Source organism: Nonomuraea helvata, assembly GCF_039535785.1.
GTDB lineage: Bacteria > Actinomycetota > Actinomycetes > Streptosporangiales > Streptosporangiaceae > Nonomuraea > Nonomuraea helvata.
Window position 1 is genome coordinate 1,455,058 of the sequence record NZ_BAAAXV010000009.1, and the last position, 25,976, is coordinate 1,481,033.

Here is a 25,976-nt window from a genome sequence, read left to right on the forward strand (position 1 = left end):
GATGCCGGATCGAGCCAAGATCCTCCTCGTCGACGACCGCGAGGAGAATCTGATCGCTCTCGAAGCCATCCTCAGCTCTCTCGACCTGGTGCCGGTGCGCGCCAGGTCGGGTGAGGAGGCGCTCAAGGCGCTGCTCAACACCGAGTTCGCGCTCATCCTGCTGGATGTGCGGATGCCCGGCATGGATGGGTTCGAGACGGCCGCGCACATCAAGCGGCGGGAGCGCACCAGGAACATCCCGATCATCTTCCTGACCGTGGTGGACAGCGCGCCCGACTACGCCTTCCGCGGCTACGCGGCCGGCGCGGTCGACTACCTGACCAAGCCGTTCGACCCCTGGGTGCTGCGGGCCAAGGTGTCGGTGTTCGCCGAGCTGTACAACATGAACAAACGGCTGGCCGAGCAGGCGTCCATGCTCCGCGACCGCCTGACCGGCGAGCTGCCGCCCGGGGTCGGGGACCACGCGGCGGTGCTGCCCGAGCTGTCGCGACGGCTGACGGCGGTGGAGGACGAGCTGGCCCGGGTGCGTGAGCTGGCCCGCAAGACCCAGGACCCGGCACTCGCCGCACCCCTGTCCGACCTGACGGACCGCCTCACCCACCTCCGCGCCGGCTTCGACGCCCTGTCCTGACCGGCCAGGGGTGGCACCCCTGGCTGTCTCGTGGGACCTGCCCCGCACTCTCGGGCTTGGGCCGGGGGAGGCGGCGTGCCGGGCGGCGCAAGGGGGAGTCGTAACCAGGAAGCGCCCTTGTCAAAGGCCGCAGGGCAGGGGTACGGAGGCAGGGTCAGTGGCGGGCGCGTTCCAAGGCGTCCCAGAAGCCGCGCCGCAGCGCGTGCCGTACCTCGTCGTGCAGCAGGAAGTCGATAGGCAGAGAAGACCCCTGCAACAGCCGTGCCTCCAGATCGGAGGGCATGCGCGGCTTGCGCGCCAGCACGGCCTCCAGCCACAGCGCGGGCGCGTCACGGGCGACGGACTCGCCGAAGTCGTGCCCCTCCCGATGGGCGGACTTGACCGCGTCCGCCAACGTCGTGGCGCCGGCGGTGGCGGCCGAGGGCGGGCTGACGGGGGCGGGCTGCGGCCCCGTGTACGGCCCCAGCTGCGAAGGCTGGTAGGTCCCGCCGGAGGACGGCGAGGCGAACTGCCCGGTGCTGGGCGACTGCGACTGGACGGGCCCGGTGACGGGAGCCGACGACGGCGGCGTGGCCGGCGGCGGCTGCTCGGGCTGGTAGTTGGAGTACGTCGGCAGCGCGGGCGGCGTGGACGACTGCCCACGCCCGGACGACGATCCGTTGGACGAGGGCTGGGACGGCGCGGCGGATGACGAGCCGGCGGCGTGGCTGCCGCTGGAGGGCGGGATCGGGGGCAGCGACGGCGGCAGCGAAGGCTGGGCGGGCGGCAGCGAGTGTGCGGCCTGCCCGTTGCTGACCGGCTGGTGGCCGTTGGACGACTCGGCCGTCCCCGAGACCAGGTTGACATAGGGGCGCAGGTGTACGGCCCCGAGCTCGACCAGGTCGTCGCACTCCTGCCGCAGCGAGCGGGACACGGCCCAGCCGCCCTCGGCCGCGACGTGGATCACGCTCACCCTGATGCCGAGGTCCTGCGCGTCGCACACGACCTGCGCGAGATCCTCGTCGCCGCTCACCACCACCGCGTCGCAGATGGCGTTGTTGCGGGCGAGTGTCATCAGGTCGCGATGGACCTGCGCGTCGACGCCCTCGCGCCGGCCCGGGCGGATGCGCGACAGCCTGAGCTTGAGGCCGGGTATGTCGGCCAACGCGTCGTGCTCCGGAGTGCGCCGGCCTTCGACTGTCGCCTCGTACCAGTAGCATCGAAGCAGCGGCAGGCCGGTGCGCTCGCGCGACAGGCCGGTCATCAGCTGGAGCAGCCCGGGGTAGTCCCAGGCGACCGCTTCGCGATGACGCGTGCCGTGCACGGCCATCGCTCCGTCGGCCAGCAGATAGCCAGCGTCCACGAACAGCGCACAGCGATCCACTAGCACCGCCCCTTTCCTGGTGGTCCGACCTTGCTGGCTCTGCACCGTCAGAGACCGGACTTGGCGGCCCTCTCTCAGGGTAATGAAAGCAGGTGATCGCGCGAGGGTTAATCCAGACGATTCGGCACTCGCCCGCTAACACACCAGATCGGCCAGGAAGACCGTACCAGTTTGTCCAGATTAGGGTCACTGTCGCGCACGCACGCTCAACGCGGCCGCTCCGAGCAGAACGACGTCCTTGTCCGTGGCGACCGTCAGCCCCGGGTCCACGCCGAGCTCGGCGCTGATCGTGTCGACGTCGACGCCGAACGTCATCTCCGCCGCGCCGCTCGACGACTCGTCGAAGACGTTCGCGGGATCGCGGTCACCGTTCGCGGGGGCCAGCGCGCCGGACCCGAGCGAGACCTTGTCGCCCTGGAGATCGGCGTCCCCCTCCCACGTCACCAGCTCGACCCTGGCGGGCGAGGCGGCCGGGCTCAGCCCGCCCAGCGGGAGACGCACCCGACGCGCCGTGCCCCCGACCACGGTGGCCGCGTCGAGCACCACGGCCTGGCTGTACGGCTCCGCCGGGTCCGTGACGATCACCACCAGGCTCCACCCGGCATGCCTGGACACGCCCTCCTCCAGCGGCGCGTCGGCCGCCCACCACGTGCCGTTCCTGCGGGAGGCGGCGACCAGCTCGCTGACGTCCGCGTACGCCTGGTAGACGGGCCCGAGCGGCAGCTCGCGGACGGCCACGTCGCCGGGCTGGACCGTCACGTAGTCGCGCCGCCCCGGCGGCCGGAGCTTGATGGGCCCGGCCTCCGCGGTGCTCGCGGACCAGTAGAGCCCGGCCCACACGACCCTGCTGGCCTTCGGCAGGGCCAGCTCGGCTCCGCTGGAGGCGTGGGTGCCGGGGTCGTCGTCCCGGTCGAGCGCGGTCATCGGCCAGAGGTCGTTGTCGCGCTGGCCGCGCCGGCGCTGTCGGGCCTCCAGGCAGCCCGCGCGCTCCTCGGGACAGCTCAGCAGTGAGTTGCCGATCGCCCTGACGGCCACCCTGCCGTCGGTGGCGAACCTGGCCGGCGCGCCCACCCGCCGTACGCCCTCTTCGGCCTGCGCCGTGACGTGCAAGGAGCCCGAGTCGACCCGGACGGCGGGCACCGCGCCCTCCTGCGCCTCACCTGACACCCGCACCCGCAGGAACAGCGCCGTGCCCTGACCGGCCGCGAGCGGGGCCCTGGCACACCGCGCGCCGCGTCCCGCCGCTCGGCACGACCAGCCGTCCACGGTGCCGGCGGCGTCGTGGCGGGTGCGCCGCGTGGGCGGGATGAGCGCCACGCCGGCCGGCAGGTAGACGAACGCCGTCAGCCTCTCGCTGGCGGCCCCGCCGTAGTTGCGCAGCCGCATGCCGACGATGCCGGGCCGGGCCCGTACGAGCGAGCCGAGCGCGTCGATCGTGGCGCGCAGCCGCGCCTGGGCCGGCGACCCGCTCCTGAGCGGCGGCGGTGGGGGCACCCGGGCGGGCTCCTCGCTCTGCAGCGGCACCGGCACCGGCACCGGCTGCACGGAGGCCGGCGGCACGGCGACCGGCGCGGCGACGGGCTTCCTGCCCGGCCTGCCGTCGGAGAGCAGCAGCACGGTCGCCACGGCCATCGTCACCGCCATGCCGCCGGCCATCGCGGCCTGCTGGTGTCTGGGCGCCCGTCGCGCGCGGCCGAGCACCCGCAGCAGCCCGCGCGCGCCCCCGACCGCCACGACCGACCTGGCCTGCGCCGCCGCGTACCCGCCGAAGACCGGCCCCGCGATCAACGGCCCGACCATGACGCGCAGCCCGCGGTCGACGTCGGCCAGCTCCAGCAGAACCCCGTGGCACTCCTCGCAGCCGCTCACATGCTCGTCGACCTCTTTGGCGTCGCGCCTGGTCAGCCCGCCCCGCACGTACGCGCCCATCTTGCCGAGCACGGGGCGGCAGTCGTGCCGCGGCGGCGAGCCCAGGTGGATCTGCAGGTACGCCTGCCGCAGCCCCTCCCGCGCCCGGTACGCGAGCGCCGCCACACCGTTGACGGACAGACCCAGCAGTGGGGCCACCTCGGCGGGCCTGGACCTCTCCACCTCGGTGTGCCAGAGCACCGCCCGCCACCGCTCGGGCAGCGACAGGAACGCCCTGGCGATCAGCGACCTCTCCAGCCCGACGAGCGACGGATCGACGAACGGCACCCCCGGGTCGTACTCCCCCGTGGTCATCTCGCCGCCCTCGATCCTGGAGCGGTCGTGGACCGTGTGCCGCACCACGGTCAGCAGGTAGCTGCGGAAGGCGAACTCGGGGCCGCCGCCCCTGCCGACCAGATCGAGGATCTTCGTGAACGACTCCGCGACCACGTCCTCCACCTCGACGCGCGAGACGAGCTGCCTGGCCAGCGCGCGGGCGGCGGCGACGTGGCGCTCGTAGAGCAGCCCGTAGGCGGCGGCGTTGCCCTCTCTGACCGCCTGAAGGAGCTCTGCATCGCTTTGCGCCGATTCGACACCCATAGTGACCTCACGATTACACGGGGTTGCCCGCGCATTCATTCCGCACTATCGGCGATGACTAAACCGCGTCCCTGCCTTTGCCTCCGAGTCGAGACCTTCGGGCGGCCCCATAAGCTTGGACGCATGACGGATCGCGACAACCTGCTGGCCGAGATCAAGAGCAAGGCCGTCGTCCACGGCAAGGTCATCCTCTCCTCCGGCATGGAGGCCGACTTCTACCTCGACCTGCGCCGCATCACGCTCGACGGCGTGGCCGCGCCCCTCGTCGGCAGGGTGATGCTCGACCTGACGGCGGACCTCGAGTTCGACGCGGTGGGCGGGCTCACGCTGGGGGCCGACCCGGTGGCGGTCGCGATGCTGCACGCGGCGGCGGCGCGCGGGCGCACGCTCGACGCGTTCGTGGTCCGCAAGGCGCAGAAGCAGCACGGCCTGCAGCGCAGGATCGAGGGCCCCGACGTGAAAGGTCGGCGCGTGCTGGCCGTCGAGGACACCTCCACGACCGGCGGCTCGGTGCTGACCGCCGTGGAGGCACTGCGGGAGGCCGGTGCCGAGGTGGTGGCCGTAGCCACGATCGTGGAACGGGGCGCGAGCGAGCGGATCGCCGCCGAGGGCCTCGACTATCGCACCGCCTTCACGATGGAAGACCTGGGACTCTAGCCGGGCGCTCGGACGGTGAACGCCTCGCGCTTGCCGTCCTTGCCCTGCTCCCTGGATTTGCCGTTCTCGGTGACGCGGACCGTGCCCGCGTCACTGAGCACGACGTCGAGCTCGGGCTCGAAGTAGCTGACCTCTTCGCCCCTGCTCATCTCGCGGTACTGCAGCACGTCGCCGCCCGGCACGCGTACCGTGACGATGGGGCAGGTCTCGGCGACGCACTCGATGCGCACGGTCGGCTCCCGCGCGGTGGCCGCCGTGACCGGGCCGGTCGTGGCGGCAACGGCACGCTCTCGCTCCTGCGTCGCGCCGGACGAGCCGAGCAGCGCGCGAGCGCCGATGACGAGGAGCGTCACCACGGCGCCCGCGGCGAGGAGGGCGAGCGCCAAACGGACAAGGCCCATCGGATCTGACCTGTGGCGTCCCACAGTCGGCAGCGTACCCCGGGTAACCCCGGTTTTCGGGGTCAGTGCACGCGGTGGTGCTTGCCGTTGGGCGTGGGGACGTTCTTACGCTCCCGGCGCTTCTTGATCACCTCGATGATGATCGGGATCAGCGAGATGAGCACGATGACGAAGACGCCCGGCAGGATGTACCTGTCGATCTGCTTGGGGTCGACCTTGCTGCCGAGGAAATGGCCGAGCAGGAGCAGGCCCTCGACCCAGACCACGCCGCCGATGACGTTCCACAGGAAGAAGCGCTTGGCCGGCATCTCCAGCACGCCCGCGACGGGATTCATGAACGTGCGCACGATCGGCACGAACCTGGCCAGGATCACCGCTCTGGCCGGACCGAACTTCTCGAAGAACTCCTCGGCCCTGAGGACGTGCTCCCTCTTGAACAACCGCGAATCAGGTTTGTCGAAGAGTTTGCGGCCGAATCTGGCCCCCAGGAAATGCCCCAGTTGAGCGCCCGCAATGGCGCACAGCGGCGTGCCGATCAGCAGGACCGGCATGGAGAGAGGCTCGATGTTCATTCCGTCAGCCACCGCGGCCGAGCTGAAAATCCCCGCGGCCACCAGGAGTGAGTCGCCAGGCAGGAAGAACCCGAGCAGCAAACCGGTTTCGGCGAAGATGATCGCGAGAACGCCGATCGTCGCGAAAGCCCCCAACACGGTCAGCCACCACGTCGGGTCGAGGAGATTCCAGAGCCAGTCCACGCCGAGAGCCTACCCGTAGCGGGCACAATCGCGTTGTGTCTACCACATGGGGTAGTGACCCGGAATACTGGGCCTGGCGCGAAGCCGTAACTTCTCAGGGAGATGAATCATGCCTATTGCAACTCCAGAGGTCTACGCTGAGATGCTCGACCGGGCCAAGGCCGGCGGATTCGCCTACCCGGCGATCAACGTGACGTCGTCGCAGACGTTGAACGCCGCCCTGCGCGGCTTCGCGGAGGCGGAGAGCGACGGCATCGTCCAGGTCTCCACGGGCGGCGCCGAATTCCTCTCGGGAGCCACCGTAAAAGACATGGTCACGGGCGCGACGGCGCTGGCGGAGTACGCGCGGGTCGTGGCCGCGAAATATCCCGTCACGGTGGCGCTGCACACCGACCACTGCCCCAAGGACAAGCTCGACGGCTTCATGCGGCCGCTGATCGACATCTCCCTTGAGCGGGTCTCCAAGGGCCTCGACCCGCTCTTCCAGTCGCACATGTGGGACGGCTCGGCCGTGCCGCTCGACGAGAACCTGGAGATCGCCAAGGAGCTCCTGGAGAAGTGCGCCAGGGCGCGGATCATCATGGAGATGGAGATCGGCGTCGTCGGCGGCGAGGAGGACGGCGTCGTCGGCGAGATCAACGAGAAGCTCTACACGACGCCCGAGGACGCGCTGGCCACCGCCGAGGCCGTGGGCCTCGGTGAGAAGGGCCGCTACATCCTGGCGGCGACGTTCGGCAACGTGCACGGCGTCTACAAGCCGGGCCACGTCAAGCTGCGGCCGAGCGTGCTGAAGGAGCTCCAGGACGCGGTCGGGGCCAAGTACGGCAAGGAGAAGGCGTTCGACCTGGTCTTCCACGGCGGCTCCGGCTCGTCGCTCGAGGAGATCCACGAGGCCATCTCGTACGGCGTCGTCAAGATGAACATCGACACCGACACCCAGTACGCCTTCACCAGGCCGGTCGCGGACCACATGTTCCGCAACTACGACGGCGTGCTGAAGGTGGACGGCGAAGTGGGCAACAAGAAGGCGTACGACCCGCGTTCGTACGGCAAGGCCGCCGAGGCCGGGATGGCGGCGCGCGTCGTCGAGGCGTGCGAGAACCTCAAGTCGAGTGGGACGAAGATCTCGTAGCGCCTTTCGCGGCCCGGCGGGTATGACTTGTCGTATGGATAACCTTCTCGCCGGGCCGCCCCCGACTCAACTGCCGGATCTGCCCGAGGCCAGGGAGGCGCTCGAATCGGGCGCCAAGGCCGCCGACGTGGCCGCCCGCTTCCCCGCCCATCCGGCGGCATGGGCGTCGCTCGCGGAGGAGTACTTCGCGCAGGGCCATGCCGTCACCTCCTACGCCTTCGCCCGCACGGGCTATCACCGCGGGCTCGACCAGCTGCGTCGCAACGGCTGGAAGGGGCACGGGCCCATCCCTTGGGAGCACGAGCCCAACCGCGGCTTCCTGCGCTGCCTGTACGCCCTGTCCAGGGCCGCCCAGGCGATCGGCGAGAAGGACGAGGCCGAGCGGTGCCTGCAGTTCCTCAAGGACAGCACGGAGACCGGTTACGACGTGCTCACCAAGGGCTAGCAATCGCTGTCTTGGGACGTATGGGCACGTTCGGGTAGTCTCTCTACGCAAGAGCCCCTGTCGCGCTTGCGCCAGGGGTTTCGATTTGTGCACGGGAGAAACAACCATGCCGGCTGCCGTTCTCGTTGGCGCCCAGTGGGGCGATGAGGGCAAGGGCAAGGCCACCGACCTGCTCGGTGGCGACGTCGACTACGTCGTCCGCTATCAGGGTGGCAACAACGCGGGACACACCGTGGTCATCGGGGACCAGAAATACGCGCTCCACCTCCTACCCACGGGAATCCTGTCGCCTGACGTCGTGCCGGTGATCGGCAACGGCGTGGTCATCGACCCCGGGGTGCTGCTGAGCGAGATCGACGGGCTGGCCGCGCGCGGCATCTCCGCCGAGCGGCTGCTGATCTCGTCCAACGCGCACCTGATCATGCCCCACCACAAGGCCCTCGACAAGGTCACCGAGCGCTACCTCGGCAAGGCCAAGATCGGCACCACGGGGCGCGGCATCGGGCCGGCGTACGGCGACAAGATCGCTCGCATGGGCGTGCGCGTGCAGGACCTGCTCGACCCCGGCATCCTGGCGAAGAAGATCGAGGTCGCCCTGACCGAGAAGAACCAGGTGCTGACCAAGGTCTACAACCGGCGCGGCATCGAACCCTCCGCCGTCCTGGAGGAGTACCTCGCCTACGCCGAGCGCCTCAAGCCGCACATCGCCGACACCTCGCTGGTGCTCTCCAAGGCGCTGGACGAGGGCAAGTTCGTGCTGCTGGAGGGCGGCCAGGGCACGCTGCTGGACATCGACCACGGCACGTACCCCTTCGTCACGTCCTCCTCGCCCACCTCGGGCGGGGCCTGCGCCGGCGCCGGCATCCCGCCGAACCGCCTCACCAAGATCATCGGCATCCTCAAGGCGTACACCACCCGCGTCGGCTCCGGTCCCTTCCCGACCGAGCTGACCGACGAGGTGGGCGAATGGCTGCGGCAGACGGGCGGCGAGTACGGCGTCACCACCGGCCGCAACCGGCGCTGCGGGTGGTTCGACGCGGTCATCGCCCGCTACGCGACCCGGATCAACGGCATCACCGACTACTTCCTCACCAAGCTGGACGTGCTGTCCGGCCTGGAGAAGATCCCGGTGTGCGTCGCCTACGAGGTGGACGGCGTGCGGCACGACGAGATCCCGATGACGCAGACGGACTTCCACCACGCCGTTCCGGTCTACGAGGAACTGCCGGGGTGGCAGGAGGACATCACCAGCGCCAAGTCGTTCGACGACCTGCCGCCCACCGCGCAGGCGTACGTGCGGGCGCTGGAGGAGATGAGCGGCGCCCCGATCTCGGCCATCGGCGTCGGCCCCGGCCGCGACCAGACCGTGGTGGTGCGCTCGCTCGTCTGATCCCGCGATCGGCTCGTTCCCCTTTCCGACTGATTTGCGCCCGTCGGCCGTGATATTGACAGAAGGCCACGGACGATCAGGAGAGGGGGCGCGGTGACGTTGCTCGGGGGCCGCTACCGGCTGCAGTCGCAGCTCGGCGAAGGCGGCATGGGCACGGTCTGGCGGGCGACGGACGAGCTGCTCCAGCAGGAGGTGGCCGTCAAGGAGGTCAAGTTACCGCCCGACCTCGACGCGGCCTCGCGGACCGAGCTGACCGAACGCACGCTCCGCGAGGCGCGGGCCGCGGCGCGGCTGCGTTCCCACCCGTCCATCGTCACCGTGCACGACGTCGTCCTCGACGGCGGGCGGCCGTGGATCGTCATGGAACTGATCCGCGGCCGCTCCCTCGACCAGACCGTACGTGACAACGGCCCGCTGCCGCCGCAGCAGGTCGCCGGGATCGGCCTGCGGGTGCTCGACGCCCTCGCGGCCGCGCACGCGTCGGGCGTCATGCACCGGGACGTCAAGCCCGCCAACGTCATGCTCACCGACGACGGACGGGTGCTGCTGACCGACTTCGGCATCGCGACCATCGCCGGAGACCCCGCGCTCACCCAGTCCGGCTTCCTGACCGGCTCGCCCGGCTACATCGCGCCCGAACGTCTGAGGGGCGAGACGGACGGCCCGCCCGCCGACCTGTGGTCGCTCGGCGCCACGCTCTTCACGGCCGTGGAGGGCGGCCCGCCGTTCGCCGGCCCGAACACCGCCGCCGTGCTGGCGGCCGTGCTGATGCAGGAGCCCGCCCCCTTCCGGCTGGCAGGACCGCTCGCGCCCGTGCTGGCCGCGATCCTGGAGAAGGACCCGGCGCAGCGCTGCCTGCCGGACGAGGCGGCCCGCTCACTGCAGGCCGTCCACCAGGGGAACCCCTCGACCGCCCCGGCCCTGCGGCAGAGGCGCACCAGGCCGGTACGCCCGCCTCGACGCGGCCGGACCAAGCTCGCCGTGGGTGCCGTGCTGGCGGTGGTGCTGGTCGTGACGGCCACGGTCGTGGTCGTGCCGCGCCTGTTCCCCAACGTCGTCCGCATACTCGGCTTCGCGCTCTCGCCCCCGGTCACCTACTCGGTGCCGACCTACTCGGTGCCGAAATTCGGCCTGCCGACGGCGACCACACAGGGCATCAAACGCGACTTCGAGGCGTGCGACCTGCTGACCAACGCCCAGGTGCGCTCGTTGCTGGGCGGTACGGCCAAGCGCCAGTACCTGACCGCCGGCAACTGCATGTGGAACAAGGGGGACGGCACCGCGCTGAACCTCAGCGCCAGCAAGTCCGCCTGGAGCGCCAGCGCCGCCCATGAGATGACAGTCAAGAACATGAAGGAGGAGCCGAAGCGCGTCCCGGGGACCAGGCTCCGCAAGGGGCCGGACGTGGGCGACGAGGCGTACAGCTTCACCCAGAAGTCGACGCTCGGCGGGCTGACGCTCTACCGGACGCAGATCTCCTTCTGCGTGTCGAACGTCTGGGTGCTGATCTATCACCACAGCCGGCGGCCCGGGTTCGCCACCGGTGACCGGGCGGCCAAGCTCGTCGCGGCGGCCCTCGAGAAGTATCGCTAGCGCGCCCTGGTTGATGCCTCGGACCGCCGGGCCTCATAAGGTTAGGTCATGCCTCGTTTCCGCCACATCCTGGACACCATGGCCGCCTACAAGCCGGGCAAGGCCGTTGTGACCCCCGACGGCCGGTCGTACAAGCTGTCGTCGAACGAGTCCCCGTACGACCCGCTGCCGTCCGTGGTCGAGGCCATCGCCGAGGGGGCGCGGCAGATCAACCGCTATCCCGACCCCGGCGCGGTCAAGCTGACCGAGGCCATCGCCGAGCGGTTCGGCGTGCCGGTCGACCACATCGCGCTCGGCGCGGGGTCCGTCACGGTGGCGCAGCAGTTGTTCGAGACGGTCGGGGAGCCCGGGGCCGAGGTCGTGTACGCGTGGCGGTCGTTCGAGGCGTACCCGCTGCTGGCCGACCTGGCCGGGGTCACGTCGGTCCGGGTGCCGCTGGCCGGCGAGGACCACGACCTGGACGCCATGGCGGCGGCGATCAACGACGACACCCGCATGGTGTTCGTGTGCAACCCGAACAACCCCACCGGCACCACCGTCCGCCGCGGCCCGCTGGAGGCGTTCCTGGACCGGGTGCCGGAGCACGTGCTGGTGGTGCTGGACGAGGCCTACCGCGAGTACGTGCGTGACGAGGACGTCCCCGACGGCCTGACCCTCTACCGCGACCGGCCGAACGTCTGCGTCCTGCGTACGTTCTCCAAGGCATACGGGCTTGCGGGCCTGCGGGTCGGCTACCTGGTCGCGCACGAGCCGGTGGCGACGGCCGTACGCAAGACGATCATCCCGTTCGCGGTCAACCACCTCGCCCAGGTGGCGGCCATCGCCTCGCTCCAGGCCGAGGACGAGCTGCTGGAGCGGGTCGAGCGGGTGGTCAAGGAGCGCACGCGGGTCCGCGAGTCGCTGATCGCCCAGGGCTGGACGGTGCCGCCCACCGAGGCCAACTTCGTCTGGCTCAGGCTCGGCGAGCGCACCATGGACTTCGCCGCGGCATGTGCGGTCGAGGGGGTGGCCGTGCGGCCGTTCGCGGGGGAAGGCGCCCGCGTGTCGATCGGCGACCCGGAGGCCAACGACGCCTTCCTCGCCGCAGCGAGCGCCTTCCACGGCTGATCCACGACGCCGGCCCCTCCGCGGTCTTCGCCAGGGCCGGCCCGCCTACACGCCGCGCTGCTCGACCGAGGGGTCAACATGGTGCCGCGCGGCCTGTGGTTCCTGTCCACCGCGCCCACCGAGGCCGACGTCACCGTCACCGTCACCGTCACCGTCGAGGCCTTCGAGGACGCGCTTCGGTCTCTTCCCCTCGTTTGAGATCACCAGTGCCACGCCGACCAGGATGACCAGGCCGCCGACGAGCACCTGCGTCGTGATCGGCTCGTGCAGCACGAGCGCGCCCAGCGCGACGGCCACGGCCGGGTTGACGTACGCGTAGGTGGACACCAGCGAGATGGGGGCGTTGCCGAGCAGCCACGAGAACGCGGTGAACCCGATCAGGGACCCCACCAGGACCAGGTAGGCCAGCGCCACCCAGGACCTGGTGGTGACGGCCGACAGGTCGAGCCGCTCGCCGATCCCGGGGCCGAGCACCAGCAGTCCGGCGCCGCCCACGATCATCTCGACGGCGCTGGTGGCGAGCGGGTTGGCGGGCATCTGGATCCTGCCCGACAGGAACGAGCCCACGGACCAGGACACCGAGCCGAGCAGCACCGCCACGATCCCGGTGCCGCTGCCGCCCTGGGCGCCGGTCAGCGAGAGTGCCGCGACCCCGCCGAGCCCGATCAGCACGCCCACGAGCGTGAGCGCCTTAGGACGGTCGCGGACGGCGAACCTGAACACGACCAGCCACAGCGGCACCGAGGCCACCAGAAGCGCCGCCAGGCCCGTGGAGATGTACTGCTCGGCCACCGCCAGCATTCCGTTGCCCAGGGTCAGCAGCAGCACGCCCACGAGGGCCGCGCCGAGGAACTGCCTGCGCGACATCCTGAAGGCCGCCGGCCCCGACCGCACCAGCAGGAAGCCGGCGAGCAGGACGGCGGCGGCGATGAACCGCATGGCTCCGCTGAGCATGGGCGGCATCGACTCGACGGCGATGCCGATCCCGAGATACGTCGAACCCCACACCACGTAGACGATGGCCAAGGCACCCCAGACCATGAGCGGAGTGCGGCTGTCAGTGGCGTCTAACTTCATGACTCATGACCATACAGGTCGGCTCTGACACGCTCCGGCGGGTATCGGCCCCAGAACGACGGCGACCCGCAACGCCGGGCAGACCGGCCCGAAACCGGTCACATCGCTACCACGGCTCCGGGCTGTGCACGTGATGTTGGGCGAAAGCACGGCGCCCCGACCAGAAACGCACACGGGGATCGCGCGACTCGACTCACCGAGCGGCAGGGCGGGCGCCGGAAAGAATTTGGCGCCCCCGTCCGAATCTCGTCGATCGGGGGCGTCCGAGAACATACCCGCATCTACACGGGTCAACCAATAACTTCACCGGGGTCAATGTGGGAGTTCGCAGAGATGACACTGGTTGTCAATGGCATCGTCTGCCACAGGTCACGACAAAGTACCCAAACGCCCCGGAACCACTCAGCTCTTTGCGGGCGGACGAGAGCCCGCCGCCATCAGGCGACGGGCTCAAGCACGGCACTCCCCAGGCACCGGGGCCTCATCGGGGACCGAGTTTCTCCACGATCAGCCGGTACAGCTGGCGCGGACGGCCAGGCTGGGGTGTGCGGTTCGGCGGGAGCGGCCACGCGAGTCCCTCGTCAACCAACGTGCGCAGCAACCGCCGGGCCGTGCGGGGCGTGACGCCCAGCATCTTGCCCGCCCCCTCGGCGTCGACCACGGTGTCTCCACCCTCGAGCTTGGCCGCCAGCCGGGCCAGCACCTCCACGCCCTTCGGCTTGAGTGCGGCCGATCCGGCGGGCGGCATGCGGGGAGCGGGGATGAGCGCTCGCCCTTCGCGGTCCACCGCGAACCCCTGCGCCTGTTTGCCCGCCTGCGTGCGGGCCAGTGCCGCCCGGGCGTGCGACTCCGCGTCGTGCGTCGTGCGTCCCATGCCCACGCCGACCTCGACCGCCAGACCCAGCTCGTCCCTGATCCTGCCGGCGAACGGCAGCACCCTGAACCCGTCCGTCGCCGCGACGATCGAGCCTCTGGTAGCGGTAACCAGATAGCTGTGATCGTCTATGGGCCAGACGGTGGCGTTCATCCGGTTCGCCTCCTGGACCAGGAGCCGGTGGAGCGACAGTCGCAGCTCGTCGCGCCAGTAGCGCGGCGCGGCGCGGCGTACGGGCTCGCGCAGCGTCGGCACCTCCACCAGGACCACCGTCAGCTGCGACTCCTCCAACCGGTGATGCGCCCCCAGCAGCGCCGCTGTGTGCAGCGCCGTGCGGACCGCGCCCGAGGTCGGCCTGATCCTGATGACCGGCACGCCTGCCGCGTGCAGGCGCTCGCCCACCGCGGGCAGGCACGTCAGCGCCCCGGAGGTCGCCCCCTGCCTGACCAGGCGTTCATGGTAGGCCGCGATCGTGCCGGTGGCACCCGGCTCGTCGCGGCTGTGCACGTCGGCGGCGGGGATGCCGAGGTCCGTGTAGGCCTCCTCGACATCTGCCCTGCTCACCACGTCGATGCTGACCCGTTGCGGGTCGATGCGGGGGTCGAGCGCGGCCTTGGCCAACGCCGCCACCAATGCTGCTCCGCCGAGTTGGACGTACGTCGCGGGCATCGTCAGCACGCCGGAACGCCTGGCCAGGTCATAGGGGACCGGGCTGGCGAACAGGCATGCGTCGACTCCGGGACCGAGCCGCGTCACCTTGTCCGGTGCCTCCTGTTCGTCGCGGTACGCAGCCGCGACAAGGCGACACGGCAATGGTGCCGCGGCATGACCCATCAGCATGACTCTCTCGACCAAGTCGTGAGGTCCGACTACGCCAATGGTCAGGTCCGGTGTCATAGCGCCCGGGCGTGACACTCGGGGAGTTTCTTCGGCCCTATCGACCAATGTTCGTCCCATCCTGCCGTCCGTTGCAGTGCTCTCTTTTGGAACGATCGCTCGCGGGGGCCGTAATGTCACGCCCGACTTTTCCGGAAAGCCGTAGAGGTTGACCGCCCGACAAGATGTCCTAGCAGCTCAACGAGGTTTTTCCAGCGTTTTTTAGCGCTCTGAAATCTCTCGTGTAATGTCCGCGCCGAGCGCGCGCATTCGGGCGGCGAGATGCGCGTGGCCGCGGTCGATCAGGTATCCGGAGTCGATCACGGTCTCGCCCTCGGCGGCGAGCCCGGCGAGCACCAGCGCGATGCCCGAACGCAGGTCGTGGGCCGTCACCTGGGTGCCGATCAGCGGCGTCCTGCCGCGCACCACGGCCCGGCTGCCCTCGACCTCGACGTTCGCGCCCATCTTGTTCAGCTCTCCGGCCAGGGCGAACCTGCCGTCGAAGATGCGCTCGTGGATGTAGCTGGTGCCGTCGGCGAGCGCCGCGACGGTCATCATCGGGGACTGCAGGTCGGTGGCGAAGCCGGGGTAGGTGTCGGTGATGATGTTGATCGGCCGCAGCGGGCCCTCGCACCGCACGTGCAGGACGGCGCCCTGGCGGGCGAACTCGACGCCCATCTGCTCCAGCTTGTAGCGGACGACGCCGAGGTCGAGGCCCGTGCCCACGAGGCTCAGCTCGCCCCCGGTGATGGCCGCGGCCATCGCGAACACACCGGCGTCGAGCCGGTCGGGCATCACCGTGTGCTCGACGGCGTGCAGCTCTTCCACGCCCTCCACGGTGATGAACCCCGTGCCGCCGCCGCTGATCCGCGCGCCCATTTTGGTGAGCATGTCGATGACGTCGAGCACCTCGGGCTCCAGCGCCGCGTTCTCGATCACCGTCGTGCCCTTGGCCAGGGCGGCGGCCATGATGAGGTTCTCGGTGCCGGTGTGGGAGGGGGTGTCGAGGTAGAGGGTCGCCCCGGTCAGGCCGGACGCCTTGACGTGGATGACGGTGTCGCCCTCGTCCACGATGGCGCCCAGCCGCTTGTAGCCGAGGTAGTGGAAGTCGAGGTTGCGGCTGCCGAGGTTGCAGCCGCCGACGCCCTCCACGATCGCCTCGCCCAGCCGGTGGAGCAGGGCGGGGGTGAACAGCACCGAGCCGCGGAAGCGCCTGGCGATCGCGGCGGGCAGCACGGGGCTGTCCACCCTGGAGGCGTCGATGACCAGCGTGCGCTCGGACTCGTGCAGCTCGACGTACGCGCCGACCGACTCGGCCAGCTCGATCGCGCGGCGGACGTCTTCGATGATCGGCACGTTGCGCAGGACGGTGCGGCCCTTTGCGGCGAGCAGAGCCGCACCGATCATGGGTAGCACGGCGTTCTTCGCGCCCTGGATGAACGCGGTTCCACGCAGTGCGTTGCCACCGCGCACGCGGTAACGGACCATTTCGTGCGGCTCCTTGAAATCAACGGTGAGGCTCGATCGGGCCAACAGTAGTCGCTTACACCACATGACCCAGCCGAATCATCCGCTAAAGGAAGCCCCCGTGACGCGCTCATATGCTTCTAGGTATCGCTGCCTTGTGCGCTCGACCACGTGGTCAGGAAGGCGAGGTGGGGGGTTTCCGGAGGATTTGTCCCATCCTGATTCGGGCGATAGCAACCAATCACGCACAAATTGCTTGTCAAAAGAGGGCTGCGCACGGCCGGGTTGCCATTGGTCGGCCGGCCAGAATCGCGACGAGTCGGGCGTAAGCACCTCGTCACCCATCGTCAGCACCCCGTCGGCGTCCCAGCCGAGCTCGATCTTGGTGTCGGCCACGATGATGCCGCGCTCGCGGGCGATCTCCGCGCCGCGCGTGTAGACGGCCAGGGTGATCCGCCGCAACTCCTCGGCGGTCTCCGCGCCGACCTCCTGGACGACCCGCTCGTACGAGATCGGCTCGTCGTGCTGCCCCACAGGCGCCTTCGTGGACGGGGTGAAGATCGGCTCAGGGAGCCGGGAGCCGTCCTCGAGCCCCTCGGGCAGGCGGACGCCCGAGACCGTGCCGTCGGCGCGGTACTCGTTCAGCCCGCCGCCCGTGAGGTAGCCCCGCGCCACACACTCGACCTGCACCATCCGCAGCGGCCGGCACAGCACGCTGCGGGCGTCGTCGCCGGGCGCCACGACGTGGTTGGGCACGACGTCCTTGAGCTGGTCGAACCACCACAGCGACATCTGCGTGAGGATGGCCCCCTTGTCGGGGATGTCGGGCTCCAGCACGTAGTCGAAGGCCGAGATCCGATCGGAGGCGACCATCAGGAGCAGGCCCTCGCCGGTCTCGTAGAGGTCGCGGACTTTGCCGGAGTGCACGAGTTTCATCGGGCGATGTCCGTCCTGTGGAAGGAGCCGCGCAGCTCGATCCGGCCGACGAGGTCGTAGGCCGCCTGGCGCGCGCTCTCCTGGTCGGGTCCGTGGCCGACCACGTTGAGTACCCGGCCGCCGTTGGAGACCACCTCGTCACCCTGCCGCTTGGTGCCGGCGTGGAGGACGTACGCGTTGTCCGTCTCCTGCAGCCCGTTGATCACGTCGCCCTTGACCGGCGCCTCGGGGTAGTTCTCCGAGGCGATCACCACGGTCACGGCCGAGCCGTCCTTGAACACCGGGTCGAGCCCCAGCTCGCCGGTCGCGCACGCCATCAGCAGCCCGCCCAGCGGCGTCTCCAGCCGATCGAGCAGCACCTCTGTCTCCGGATCGCCGAAACGCGCGTTGAACTCGACGACCTTCGGCCCCTTCGAGGTCAGGGCCAGCCCCACGTAGAGCACGCCCTGGTAGGGCAGCCCGCGCCGGGTCAGCTCGCCGATCGTCGGGTGCACGACCTCCCGCATGACCTGCTCGGTCAGCCCGTCGGGCGCCCACGGCAGGGGCGTGTAGGCACCCATGCCGCCGGTGTTGGGGCCCTCGTCGCCGTCGTAGGCGCGCTTGAAGTCCTGGGAGAGCTGCAGCGGCACGGCGGTGCTCCCGTCGCACAGCGCGAACATCGACACCTCGGGCCCGTCGAGGAACTCCTCGATCACCACCCGCTCGCACGCCTGCGCGTGCGCCAGCGCCTTCTCCCTGTCGTCGGTGACGACCACGCCCTTGCCGGCGGCCAGCCCGTCGTCCTTGACCACGTAGGGAGCGCCGAACTCGTCGAGAGCGGCGGCCGCCTCCTCCTCCGTGACGCAGCTCCTGGCCCGCGCGGTCGGCACGTCGGCCGCCGTCATGATCTCCTTGGCGAACGTCTTGGAGCCCTCGATCATGGCGGCCTCTCTCGACGGCCCGAAGCACGCGATGCCCGCCTCGCGTACGGCGTCGGACACCCCCGCCACGAGCGGCGCCTCCGGCCCCACCACCACGAGATCGACCCGTAGCCGCAGGGCCAGCTCGGCCACCTGCTCGGGGTCGAGCGGGTCGACGGGATGGACGGTCGCCACCTCCTCGATGCCCGCGTTGCCCGGGGCACAGTGGAGCTCGCCGACCTGGGGATCGAGCTTGAGTGAACGGCACAGGGCGTGCTCACGCCCTCCGGAACCAATGACTAGAACGCGCACGCGGTCCATTGTCGCAGGCCCGCCGCCCCGCGCACGCGAGGGTGCTCCGCCACACCATTCGCCCGAATAGCACCGGAACTTTGTCGAGTTCTACCTGAGTCCAGGCCGTCCTTGCGAGTATCGTCAAGTAGGTTCACCCGCCTGTGGTAAGTTAGGGCGGCTTCGCGGCGTCCCAATGCGATTGGAGGTGGTCCGGGATGAAACCTGGTGATCCCAGCAGTACGTGCTCGTTCACGTACACCCCGTATACCCCCGACCACTCCAATCCGGCAGCCTGATCGTGCCTCCGCGCATTCTGTGAGGTGACTTTTCATCGCGCGTGGAGCGTGCCAGGTCGGGCGGAAAGGGACTGCCATGCGCTCGTCCACGCTTTTCCGTCGCATCAACCGTCACCCTGTTCGTCCGCACACCGGGCTCGCGCTCGCCGAGTCGGTGCGTGAGGTCTGCGTGCCCCCCGTGGACTCCCTCGTCGAGTACGGCGCCTACATCCAGGGCAAGAAGGTCGCCGCCTCCGGCATCGTCGAGGCGCTCGACCTCGTACGCGAGCACAACAAGAGCTCCGACGGCGCCAACGCGTTCGTCTGGGTGGGACTGCACGAGCCCGAGGCCCCCGAGGTGGAGTGGCTCTCCGAGGTGTTCGGGCTGCACCCGCTGGCCGTCGAGGACGCCGTCAAGGCGCACCAGCGCCCCAAGGTGGAGCGGTACGGCGAGTCGCTGTTCATGGTGCTCAAGACCGTCTCCTACCTCGACCACGACGAGCTGACCGGCAACAGCGAGATCATCGCCACCGGCGAGATCATGGTGTTCCTGGGCGTGGACTTCGTGGTGACGGTGCGCCACGGCGAGCACTGCCCCCTCACGGTGGTCCGCGAGCGCCTCGAGGACAAGCCCAAGCTGATGAACCGCGGCCCCGCCGGCGTCCTGCACGCCATCGCCGACCACGTCGTCGACCAGTACCTCCAGGTCGCCGACCTCATGCAGCTCGAGCTGGAAGAGGTCGAGGCGACGGTGTTCGCCGACGTCAGCTCCCGCGACATCAACCGGATCTACCAGCTCAAGCGGGAGATGCTGGAGATGAAGCGGGCCGTCATGCCGCTGCTCTCCCCCCTGGCCGCACTGCCGCAGCGCCGCGTCATCCCCAACGACATGCGTGAATACTTCCGCGACGTCGGCGACCACCTCTCCCGGGTGTGCGAGCAGGTCGAGTCCTCGAACGAGCTGTGCAGCTCGATCCTGCAGGCCGCACTCGCCCGTTCCAACGCGCTCGCCAACGAGGACATGCGCAAGATCTCGTCCTGGGTCGCCATCCTGGCCGTGCCCACGATGATCGCCGGGATCTACGGCATGAACTTCGACTTCATGCCGGAGATCCACCAGGTCTGGGGCTACCCCGCGGTGCTGGCCGTCATGGTCGCCGCCTGCGTGCTCCTGCACCGTGGCTTCCGCAGGAACGGCTGGCTCTAGGTGACTGGTGTTTTTTGATCTATCTCGCGCCGGTCTCGCCTGTTGTGCCATGGTGATCGGTGTTGGTCACCGGGAGCGGGGAGAGACCGAGCGATGGCAGTGGGCCAGACTCCGATGCAGCCGGGGTTGCTGTCTTCCACGGTGAGTTTTGTCGAGGGTCGGCTGGCGCCGAACTCGATCTACACGGTGCTGCACCGTGAGTGCCGGAATCTGTTTCCGGACGAGATGTTCGCCGACCTGTTCGCTGAGGATGGGCGCCGGTCGGTGCCGCCGATGATCGTGGCGGTGGTGATGGTGCTGCAGCGGCTGGAGGGGCTGTCGGATCGCGAGGCGGTGGATCGGTTCGCCTTCGATGTGCGGTGGAAGTACGCCGCCGGCGGGCTGGACTTCGACCATCCAGGGTTCGTGCACACCGTGCTGGTGGACATGCGGGCCCGGCTGGCCGCCTCCGACCGGCCAGACCGGATCTTCGAGCGGACCGTGGAGGTGGCCGCCCGGGCCGGGCTGATCGGCCGCAAGCGGGTGCTGGATTCGGCACCGATCTATGACGCGGTGGCCACCCAGGACACCATCACGCTGATCCGCTCGGCGATCCGGGGCGTGCTGCGCGCCTCCGACCGGGAGTTGCGGGTCGCGCTGCGGGCGGTGATCTCCAGCGGGGACGCCTACACCGATCTCGGTAAGCCGGTCATCGACTGGACCGAACAAGCGGAGCGGGAGGCGCTGATCGACTCGCGGGCCCGCGATGGGTTCGCGCTGCTAGCCGTGCTGGACGGACGGAAGGTGGCTGAGGAGGTCGATCAGGCGGCACGATTGCTGGCCACCGTGCTCGGCCAGGACCTGCAGCACGGCGAGGACGGGGTGTTTCGGATCGCCCGCAAGGTGGCCAAGGACCGTGTCATCTCCACCGTCGATGCCGAGGCGCGACACGGCCGCAAGACGGTGGAGCGCTCGTTCGACGGATACAAAGGCCACATCGCCGAAGACCCCGACAGCGAGATCATCACTGCCACCCGGGTGACGGCAGGCAACGTGGGCGATGCCGAACCGGCCGCCGAACTCCTGGCTGACCTCCTGTCCGAGCAGGCCGAGCAGGCCGAGCAGGCCGAGCAGGCCGAGCAGGCCGAGCAGGCCGAGGTTTATGGTGATGCCGCCTACGGCACCGGGCCGATGCTTGCCAAGCTCGACCGGGCGCAAATCGAGGCGATGGTCAAGACGCAGCCCTCCAGCGCGCCCGGAGGTCGCTTCACCAAGGATGCCTTCACCGTCGATCTGGAGGCCGGGCGGGTGATCTGCCCGAACCAGATCGTCAAGGAGATCCGCTGGCATCGCAATGGCAGTGGCGTGGCGGCCTTCGGCTCCGCATGCGCGGGATGCCCGCTCCGGGAGCGGTGCACCACCGCCAAGGACGGCCGCGACATCAACCTCAGCCCGCACGAGGCACACTTGGCCCGGGGCCGGGCCAACAGTGCCGATCCCGGCTGGCTGGCCCGATACCGCGCCACCCGGCCCAAGGTCGAACGCAAGATCGCGCATCTGATGCGGCGACGGCATGGCGGACGCCGCGCCCGCATGCGCGGCACCGCCAAAGTCGACGCGGACTTTTCTTTGCTGGCCGCCGCTGTCAACCTGGCACGCCTGGCGGTGCTCGGCGTTACTTCCACCTCAACCGGGCGATGGGCAGCGACAATGGCCTGACCAGGGAGAACAACCGCACGCCACGGTTACGGAAGGCCAGCGGACACCCTTCGGAACCCCTGTGGATAACTCGGCAGAGCAGGGCTGACCCGAACCCCGCAAAGGCCGGGCCACCCAAGCTCGATCACAGGCCCGGCTCAGCAGATCGCGATCGAGATTCAACCGGCCGGGATCGACCGCTTAACACCAGCGACCTAGACCCCCACCGGCCTGAGCGGGCCCACGGGCTCGGGCAGCTCCAGCCCCCGCTCCCGCCAGAGCTCCCGCATCCGGTCGGGGTAGTCGGTGACGATCCCGGCCACCCCCAGGTCCAGCATCCGCGCCGCCAGGGCCGTCTCGTTGACGGTCCAGACCGCCACGTCGAGCCCGGCGGCGTTCACCTGGGCCATCAACGCCTCGTCCACCATGATGTGCTCGGGCGAGAGCGTGGTGGCCCCGGCGTCGCGGGCGGCGGCCGGTATGTCGTCGCCCAGATCGTCGTGCCAGTGCAGGGTGTCCAGCTCGATCAGCGCGAACCGCCGCGTGTCCGGGGCGAGCCGGGCGGCATGGGAGATGATCCGCCAGTCGAAGCTGAGGATGGCCGCGTTGCCGAGCCTGCCGTGCCGGTCGAGCTCCTCGACGACCAGTTCGGTGAAGAGCTCGGGATCGGGTGTCAGCTCCGGCCTGGTGGGGTCGGACTTCAGCTCGACGTGCAGCCGCACGCCCTCCGCCTCGTAGGCGTTCACCAGCCCCAGCACGGCGCCGAGCGTCGGCATCCTGGTCTCCGGCATGGGGACCTGGGTCAGCGCGAACGGGTCGTCGGGGTGGCGCGGCAGCCGTACGCCCACGTCGAGCGTGCGCAGCTGCGCCAGCGTGAGAGCGTTGATCGGCTTGCCGACGTACGGGAAGAGCGGATCGTCCGCCTTGAGCGGCCGCCGGTCGGCGCTCGTCACGGCGGAGACCGTCAGATCGTGCGTGAGCACGAGGCGGCGATCGGCGGTGAGGGCGACGTCGAGCTCGAGCGCGTGAACGCCGAGCTCCATCGTGCGGCTCATTCCCGGCAGGGTGTTCTCCGGCCAGAGGCCCCGAGCTCCCCGGTGACCATGTATTTCAACGCGCACAACGGGGACCCTACCTGGCGCGGGTCACGACTAGGCGATGCCACGCCGTGTCCTTTTTATCCTGCTACGCCCCGGTACTCTGTCAGAGGCAGACCATAAGCTTGGCTCCATGACGGAGGTTCTCAAAACTGCCCATCCCGCCATAGTCCGGGCCTGGGTGGACGGCTGGGTGATCTCCCGCAACACCCCTCGTCCCGTGGTCGAGCCGTGGGGCCTGCGGGTGGACGTGGGCCTCCCCGGCCACGTCTCCCGCCATATCGTCACCGCCCCGACCCCCGGGATCCTCCACCATCTGACCGGCACCATCACCACGCCGGGCACGTGGCTGAAGCTCTGCACCGCCGCCTGCGCCGTCGCCCCGCTCCTGCCGGAGCGGTGGGTGGTGCAGGACCCGGAGTTCATGATGACGGTGTCACTGACCCGCAGGACGCCCCAGGTCCCCTCCGGCTACACGCTGGCCGTCACCACCCGTGCGGGCGTCACGGCGGCCCGCCTGCTGACGGCGGCGGGCGAGATCGCGGCCAGGGGCCAGTTCGCGCTGGCGGGCCGCACGGCCGTCGTGGACAAGGTGGAGACGGCGGGCAACCACCGCCGCCGCGGGCTCGGCACGGTGGTCATGCAGACCCTGGCGTCCACGGCCGCCTCGATGGGGGCCCGCACGGGCGTGCTGGTGGCCACGGCGGAGGGCCAGGCGCTCTACGAGACCCTCGGCTGGACGCTGCACACCCCGATGACCGCCGCCGTCCTGAAGTCCCTATGAAGGGCCGGCGGACGACTGGGGCTATTCCTTGAGGCTGCGGAGCATCGGGGGGTGGAGGAGCTCGGCGGGGCCGCGGCGGAAGAGCTTGGCCGGGCGGCCGCCGTCACGGGTCGTCGTGCCGCCCGTCTCCACCAGGAAGCCCTCCGCCTTGGTGACCTTCCTGTGGAAGTTACGCGGGTCCAGCGGGCGCCCCCAGACGATCTCGTAGACGCGCCGCAGGTCCGCCACCGTGAACGCCGGCGGGCAGAAGGCCGCCCCCAGCGAGGTGTACTCCAGCTTGGCCCTGGCCCGCTCCACGCCGTCCTGCATGATGCGCCGGTGGTCGAAGGCCATGACCGCGAGGGAGTCGACCGGCTGCCAGCTCATGTGGGCCTTCTCCGAAGCCGGGAGGTCGGGGGCCAGGCCCAGGTAGGCCACGCTCAGGACGCGCTGGCGGGGGTCGCGGTCCGGGTAGCCGTACGTCTGGAGCTGCTCCAGGTGGACCGGCGCGCCCGGGAGGCCGGCTCGCTCCGCGAGGATGCGCTGGGCGGCGGCGGGGAGGTCCTCGTCCAGCTGGATGAAGCCGCCCGGCAGGGACCAGCGGCGGAGGAACGGCGGGTTGTCACGTCGCCACACCAGAGCGCTCAGTGCCTGGTTTCTGACGGTGAGCACGACCAGGTCGACGCTGACCGGGACGCTCGGGACCATGCACGGCACGTTACACGCAGTTTTGGGCGCCCATGTACGCGAGCCGTCACGTGAGGACGCGTACGTGTAACGGCTCCGTCGTCTCCTGACCCGTCGGGCCCTTCACGGAGATCTTGACCCACTCGCCCGAGGGCACCTGCGTCCAGTCGAACGGCACCCAGGCCGTGACCATCCCCTCGGGAAGATCCTCGAGCCGCTGCTCGTCCAGCCAGCCCACCGCGGACACCACCAGGTCCTTGGTGCCCCCGGACCACGTGATGGTGACGGTGCCGTCCTTGAGGTTGTAGCCGCGCACCTCCACCCCGTCCTGGATGTCACGCCCGCGCCTGATGGCGTCCACGGCGATCGGACGCCGCCAGTCGGCGGTGATCTCCTTCTCGAGGGAGGGGGTGCCGCACGTCATGAAGTCGCTCCACATGTAGGAGACGACTTTCTGTACATAACGGCCGGCCATCGTGACGGCCTGGTCCAGGCGCTTCTTGTCCGTCTTGCCCCGGGTGCCCTGTGCGGCGCACGGCTCCTTGCCCGACGGCTCGAACGCCTCCACGTTCGCCCACAGGTCCACCTTGTACCCGGCGTTGACCATCTCCTCGCGGGCCACCGACATCTCGCGATAGTAGTCGCGCGTGGAGCCGTGGTACGCCGTCCCGTACGTCGACTCCCCCACCATCGACCGCAGCCGCTCGTCCACCTCGTCGTCGCGCTGGTCCGGCCAGAACAGCCCCACCTTGCCGGTCCCCCGGCTGTCCTGCGGCGCGATGATGCCGACCCCCGTCTTGGCCAGCGCCTTGAACGCCTCGGCCACCTGGCTGGGCGTCTGCCCGAAGGGCACCCGCTTGCGCGCGTCCATGTAGGGGCTGATCAGGATGGGCTTGCCCCGGAGCTCCTGCTCGACGATCGTGTGCTGGTCGGCGTAGACCTCCAGCGTCGGGTTGGTGGCCAGGGTGTCGGCCATCTGCACCTCGAACGGCTGGTAGACGCCCCCCAGCGACGGCCGGTCGGCGAAGCGCGCGCCGTAGTCCTGCAGGATGCGCCGCGTCAGCGTGGTCAGCGTGCCGAGGTGCTTCTTGTACGCCCTGGTCGGCATGTTCGGGTCACGCGGCGCCAGCGGCAGCGCCGGATAGATCTGGATGCCGAACTGATCGCCCAGGTCGAGCAGCTCGTTCAGGCTGTCCTTGTCGGATCCGGCCACGAGGATCAGGTCGTACGAGGTGGCCTTGCCGGAGAAGTCGCACGTGGCGTCGTCGGAGCCGTCCGGCTGCGTGAGGAGCCGGTAGTAGATCCGGTTGCCCGCCTTGACGGAGTGCTCCATCTGGGGGCAGCGGAACAGGTTGGGGCCGAACGACTCGTCCGTGCGGTAGACGTACGTGCGGCCGACCCTGTTGCCCGGGTTGGCCGCGCGCAGGTCGCGCTCGGCCGCGTCGCGGCAGGGCAGCCCGTCCTCCTGGCACGCCTTGTAGAGCGAGTCGACCTCCCCGTCCCTGGTCAGGATCTCGCCTGACTCCGAGACGGTGCGGAACTGCAGGCCGTAGCCGATCCTGATGACCGTGTCGCCGCCGACGTCGTGGATCTCCTTCAGCTGGGTGCGCCAGGTGCAGGGGTTCGACTTGGGCATGATCCAGTAGCCGGTCACGGCGTACGGGGCCCGCTCCTTGGTCTCGAACGTTCCACAGGGGTCGGTGAACTTCGACACCTTCGGCGTCGGCACCGTGTGCGACGGCTTGGGCTTCTGCGAAGCCGCGACCGGCGGCCTGTCAGAAGAGGACGGCAGAATGATGATCACCGTGGCGACCACGGCCAGGATGGCCAGGCCAGCGACCACGAAGAGCCAGCGCACGTTCAGA

At 69.8% G+C, this 25,976-nt stretch carries 22 protein-coding genes; 10 read left to right on the forward strand and 12 right to left on the reverse strand.

All coding sequences use genetic code 11. The annotated features are described in order from the left end of the window. Position 1: 1 nt before the first annotated feature. Positions 2-631, forward strand: coding sequence for a response regulator (locus tag ABD830_RS39760; RefSeq protein WP_344999111.1), 630 nt, complete (start codon positions 2-4; stop codon positions 629-631). Positions 632-785: 154 nt separating this feature from the next. Here ABD830_RS39760 and ABD830_RS39765 read toward each other — a convergent pair whose 3' ends face one another. Then, complete coding sequence (locus ABD830_RS39765; RefSeq protein WP_344999114.1) at positions 786-1,994, reverse strand: NYN domain-containing protein; 1,209 nt, start codon at positions 1,992-1,994, stop codon at positions 786-788. 186 nt (positions 1,995-2,180) lie between these two features. Next, entirely contained in the window at positions 2,181-4,502 is a 2,322-nt protein-coding gene (locus tag ABD830_RS39770; protein ID WP_344999115.1) for a zf-HC2 domain-containing protein, read from the reverse strand. A 123-nt stretch (positions 4,503-4,625) separates the two neighbouring features. On the opposite strand from ABD830_RS39770, the gene pyrE reads away from it, so the two are divergent. Then, positions 4,626-5,159 carry an orotate phosphoribosyltransferase gene (gene pyrE, locus ABD830_RS39775; protein WP_344999117.1) on the forward strand — a complete coding sequence of 178 codons (534 nt, stop codon included), beginning with the start codon at positions 4,626-4,628 and terminating at the stop codon, positions 5,157-5,159. Here the strand turns inward: pyrE and ABD830_RS39780 are convergent. After that, a complete protein-coding gene (locus tag ABD830_RS39780) occupies positions 5,156-5,560 on the reverse strand; it encodes a hypothetical protein (RefSeq protein WP_344999120.1) in 405 nt (134 codons plus the stop codon). The two genes, pyrE and ABD830_RS39780, sit on opposite strands and share 4 nt — an antisense overlap. Positions 5,561-5,622: 62 nt before the next feature. Further along, the gene (locus ABD830_RS39785) at positions 5,623-6,315 is read right to left on the reverse strand and encodes a DedA family protein (RefSeq protein ID WP_344999122.1); all 693 of its coding nucleotides are present in this window, start codon (positions 6,313-6,315) and stop codon (positions 5,623-5,625) included. A 109-nt stretch (positions 6,316-6,424) separates the two neighbouring features. Between ABD830_RS39785 and fbaA the strand changes: the two genes are divergently transcribed. The 5 genes from fbaA to hisC all read left to right on the forward strand — a co-directional run bounded on the left by fbaA (position 6,425) and on the right by hisC (position 11,982). Continuing rightward, positions 6,425-7,447, forward strand: a complete 1,023-nt coding sequence (gene fbaA, locus ABD830_RS39790) for a class II fructose-bisphosphate aldolase (RefSeq protein ID WP_344999124.1) — start codon at positions 6,425-6,427, stop codon at positions 7,445-7,447. A 34-nt stretch (positions 7,448-7,481) separates the two neighbouring features. Continuing rightward, entirely contained in the window at positions 7,482-7,892 is a 411-nt protein-coding gene (locus ABD830_RS39795; protein ID WP_344999126.1) for a DUF3151 domain-containing protein, read from the forward strand. 106 nt (positions 7,893-7,998) lie between these two features. Next, positions 7,999-9,282 carry an adenylosuccinate synthase gene (locus ABD830_RS39800; RefSeq protein ID WP_344999128.1) on the forward strand — a complete coding sequence of 428 codons (1,284 nt, stop codon included), beginning with the start codon at positions 7,999-8,001 and terminating at the stop codon, positions 9,280-9,282. A gap of 93 nt (positions 9,283-9,375) precedes the next feature. After that, on the forward strand, positions 9,376-10,875 hold the full coding sequence (locus tag ABD830_RS39805; RefSeq protein WP_344999130.1) for a serine/threonine-protein kinase: 1,500 nt from the start codon (positions 9,376-9,378) through the stop codon (positions 10,873-10,875). A 48-nt stretch (positions 10,876-10,923) separates the two neighbouring features. Then, positions 10,924-11,982 carry a histidinol-phosphate transaminase gene (hisC, locus tag ABD830_RS39810; RefSeq protein ID WP_344999132.1) on the forward strand — a complete coding sequence of 353 codons (1,059 nt, stop codon included), beginning with the start codon at positions 10,924-10,926 and terminating at the stop codon, positions 11,980-11,982. Positions 11,983-12,027: 45 nt separating this feature from the next. On the opposite strand, the gene ABD830_RS39815 is transcribed toward hisC, so the two are convergent. The 5 genes from ABD830_RS39815 to purD form a co-directional block, all read right to left on the reverse strand. After that, positions 12,028-13,059: an EamA family transporter gene (locus tag ABD830_RS39815; RefSeq protein WP_344999134.1), complete on the reverse strand. Its 1,032-nt coding sequence runs from the start codon at positions 13,057-13,059 to the stop codon at positions 12,028-12,030. Positions 13,060-13,540: 481 nt separating this feature from the next. Beyond that, positions 13,541-14,830: a transcriptional regulator gene (locus ABD830_RS39820; protein ID WP_344999136.1), complete on the reverse strand. Its 1,290-nt coding sequence runs from the start codon at positions 14,828-14,830 to the stop codon at positions 13,541-13,543. 201 nt (positions 14,831-15,031) lie between these two features. After that, positions 15,032-16,297, reverse strand: coding sequence for a UDP-N-acetylglucosamine 1-carboxyvinyltransferase (gene murA / locus ABD830_RS39825; RefSeq protein WP_344999138.1), 1,266 nt, complete (start codon positions 16,295-16,297; stop codon positions 15,032-15,034). Positions 16,298-16,375: 78 nt separating this feature from the next. Further along, positions 16,376-17,212: a phosphoribosylaminoimidazolesuccinocarboxamide synthase gene (locus ABD830_RS39830; protein ID WP_344999140.1), complete on the reverse strand. Its 837-nt coding sequence runs from the start codon at positions 17,210-17,212 to the stop codon at positions 16,376-16,378. Beyond that, positions 17,209-18,423 carry a phosphoribosylamine--glycine ligase gene (gene purD, locus ABD830_RS39835; RefSeq protein WP_344999142.1) on the reverse strand — a complete coding sequence of 405 codons (1,215 nt, stop codon included), beginning with the start codon at positions 18,421-18,423 and terminating at the stop codon, positions 17,209-17,211. Before purD ends, ABD830_RS39830 begins: the two co-directional genes overlap by 4 nt. A gap of 354 nt (positions 18,424-18,777) precedes the next feature. Between purD and corA the strand changes: the two genes are divergently transcribed. Together corA and ABD830_RS39845 are read left to right on the forward strand one after the other, a co-directional pair. Beyond that, complete coding sequence (gene corA, locus ABD830_RS39840; protein WP_344999144.1) at positions 18,778-19,887, forward strand: magnesium/cobalt transporter CorA; 1,110 nt, start codon at positions 18,778-18,780, stop codon at positions 19,885-19,887. A gap of 141 nt (positions 19,888-20,028) precedes the next feature. Further along, the gene (locus tag ABD830_RS39845; protein ID WP_344999146.1) at positions 20,029-21,585 is read left to right on the forward strand and encodes an IS1182 family transposase; all 1,557 of its coding nucleotides are present in this window, start codon (positions 20,029-20,031) and stop codon (positions 21,583-21,585) included. A 194-nt stretch (positions 21,586-21,779) separates the two neighbouring features. Here ABD830_RS39845 and ABD830_RS39850 read toward each other — a convergent pair whose 3' ends face one another. Then, entirely contained in the window at positions 21,780-22,685 is a 906-nt protein-coding gene (locus ABD830_RS39850; protein WP_344999148.1) for a glycerophosphodiester phosphodiesterase family protein, read from the reverse strand. Positions 22,686-22,794: 109 nt separating this feature from the next. On the opposite strand from ABD830_RS39850, the gene ABD830_RS39855 reads away from it, so the two are divergent. Continuing rightward, positions 22,795-23,445 (forward strand): GNAT family N-acetyltransferase, encoded by a 651-nt coding sequence (locus tag ABD830_RS39855; protein WP_344999150.1) that lies wholly within the window; start codon positions 22,795-22,797, stop codon positions 23,443-23,445. A gap of 21 nt (positions 23,446-23,466) precedes the next feature. Here ABD830_RS39855 and ABD830_RS39860 read toward each other — a convergent pair whose 3' ends face one another. Continuing rightward, the gene (locus ABD830_RS39860) at positions 23,467-24,132 is read right to left on the reverse strand and encodes an NUDIX hydrolase (protein WP_344999152.1); all 666 of its coding nucleotides are present in this window, start codon (positions 24,130-24,132) and stop codon (positions 23,467-23,469) included. 46 nt (positions 24,133-24,178) lie between these two features. Next, positions 24,179-25,969, reverse strand: coding sequence for a DUF4434 domain-containing protein (locus tag ABD830_RS39865; protein WP_344999154.1), 1,791 nt, complete (start codon positions 25,967-25,969; stop codon positions 24,179-24,181). Positions 25,970-25,976 lie beyond the last annotated feature (7 nt).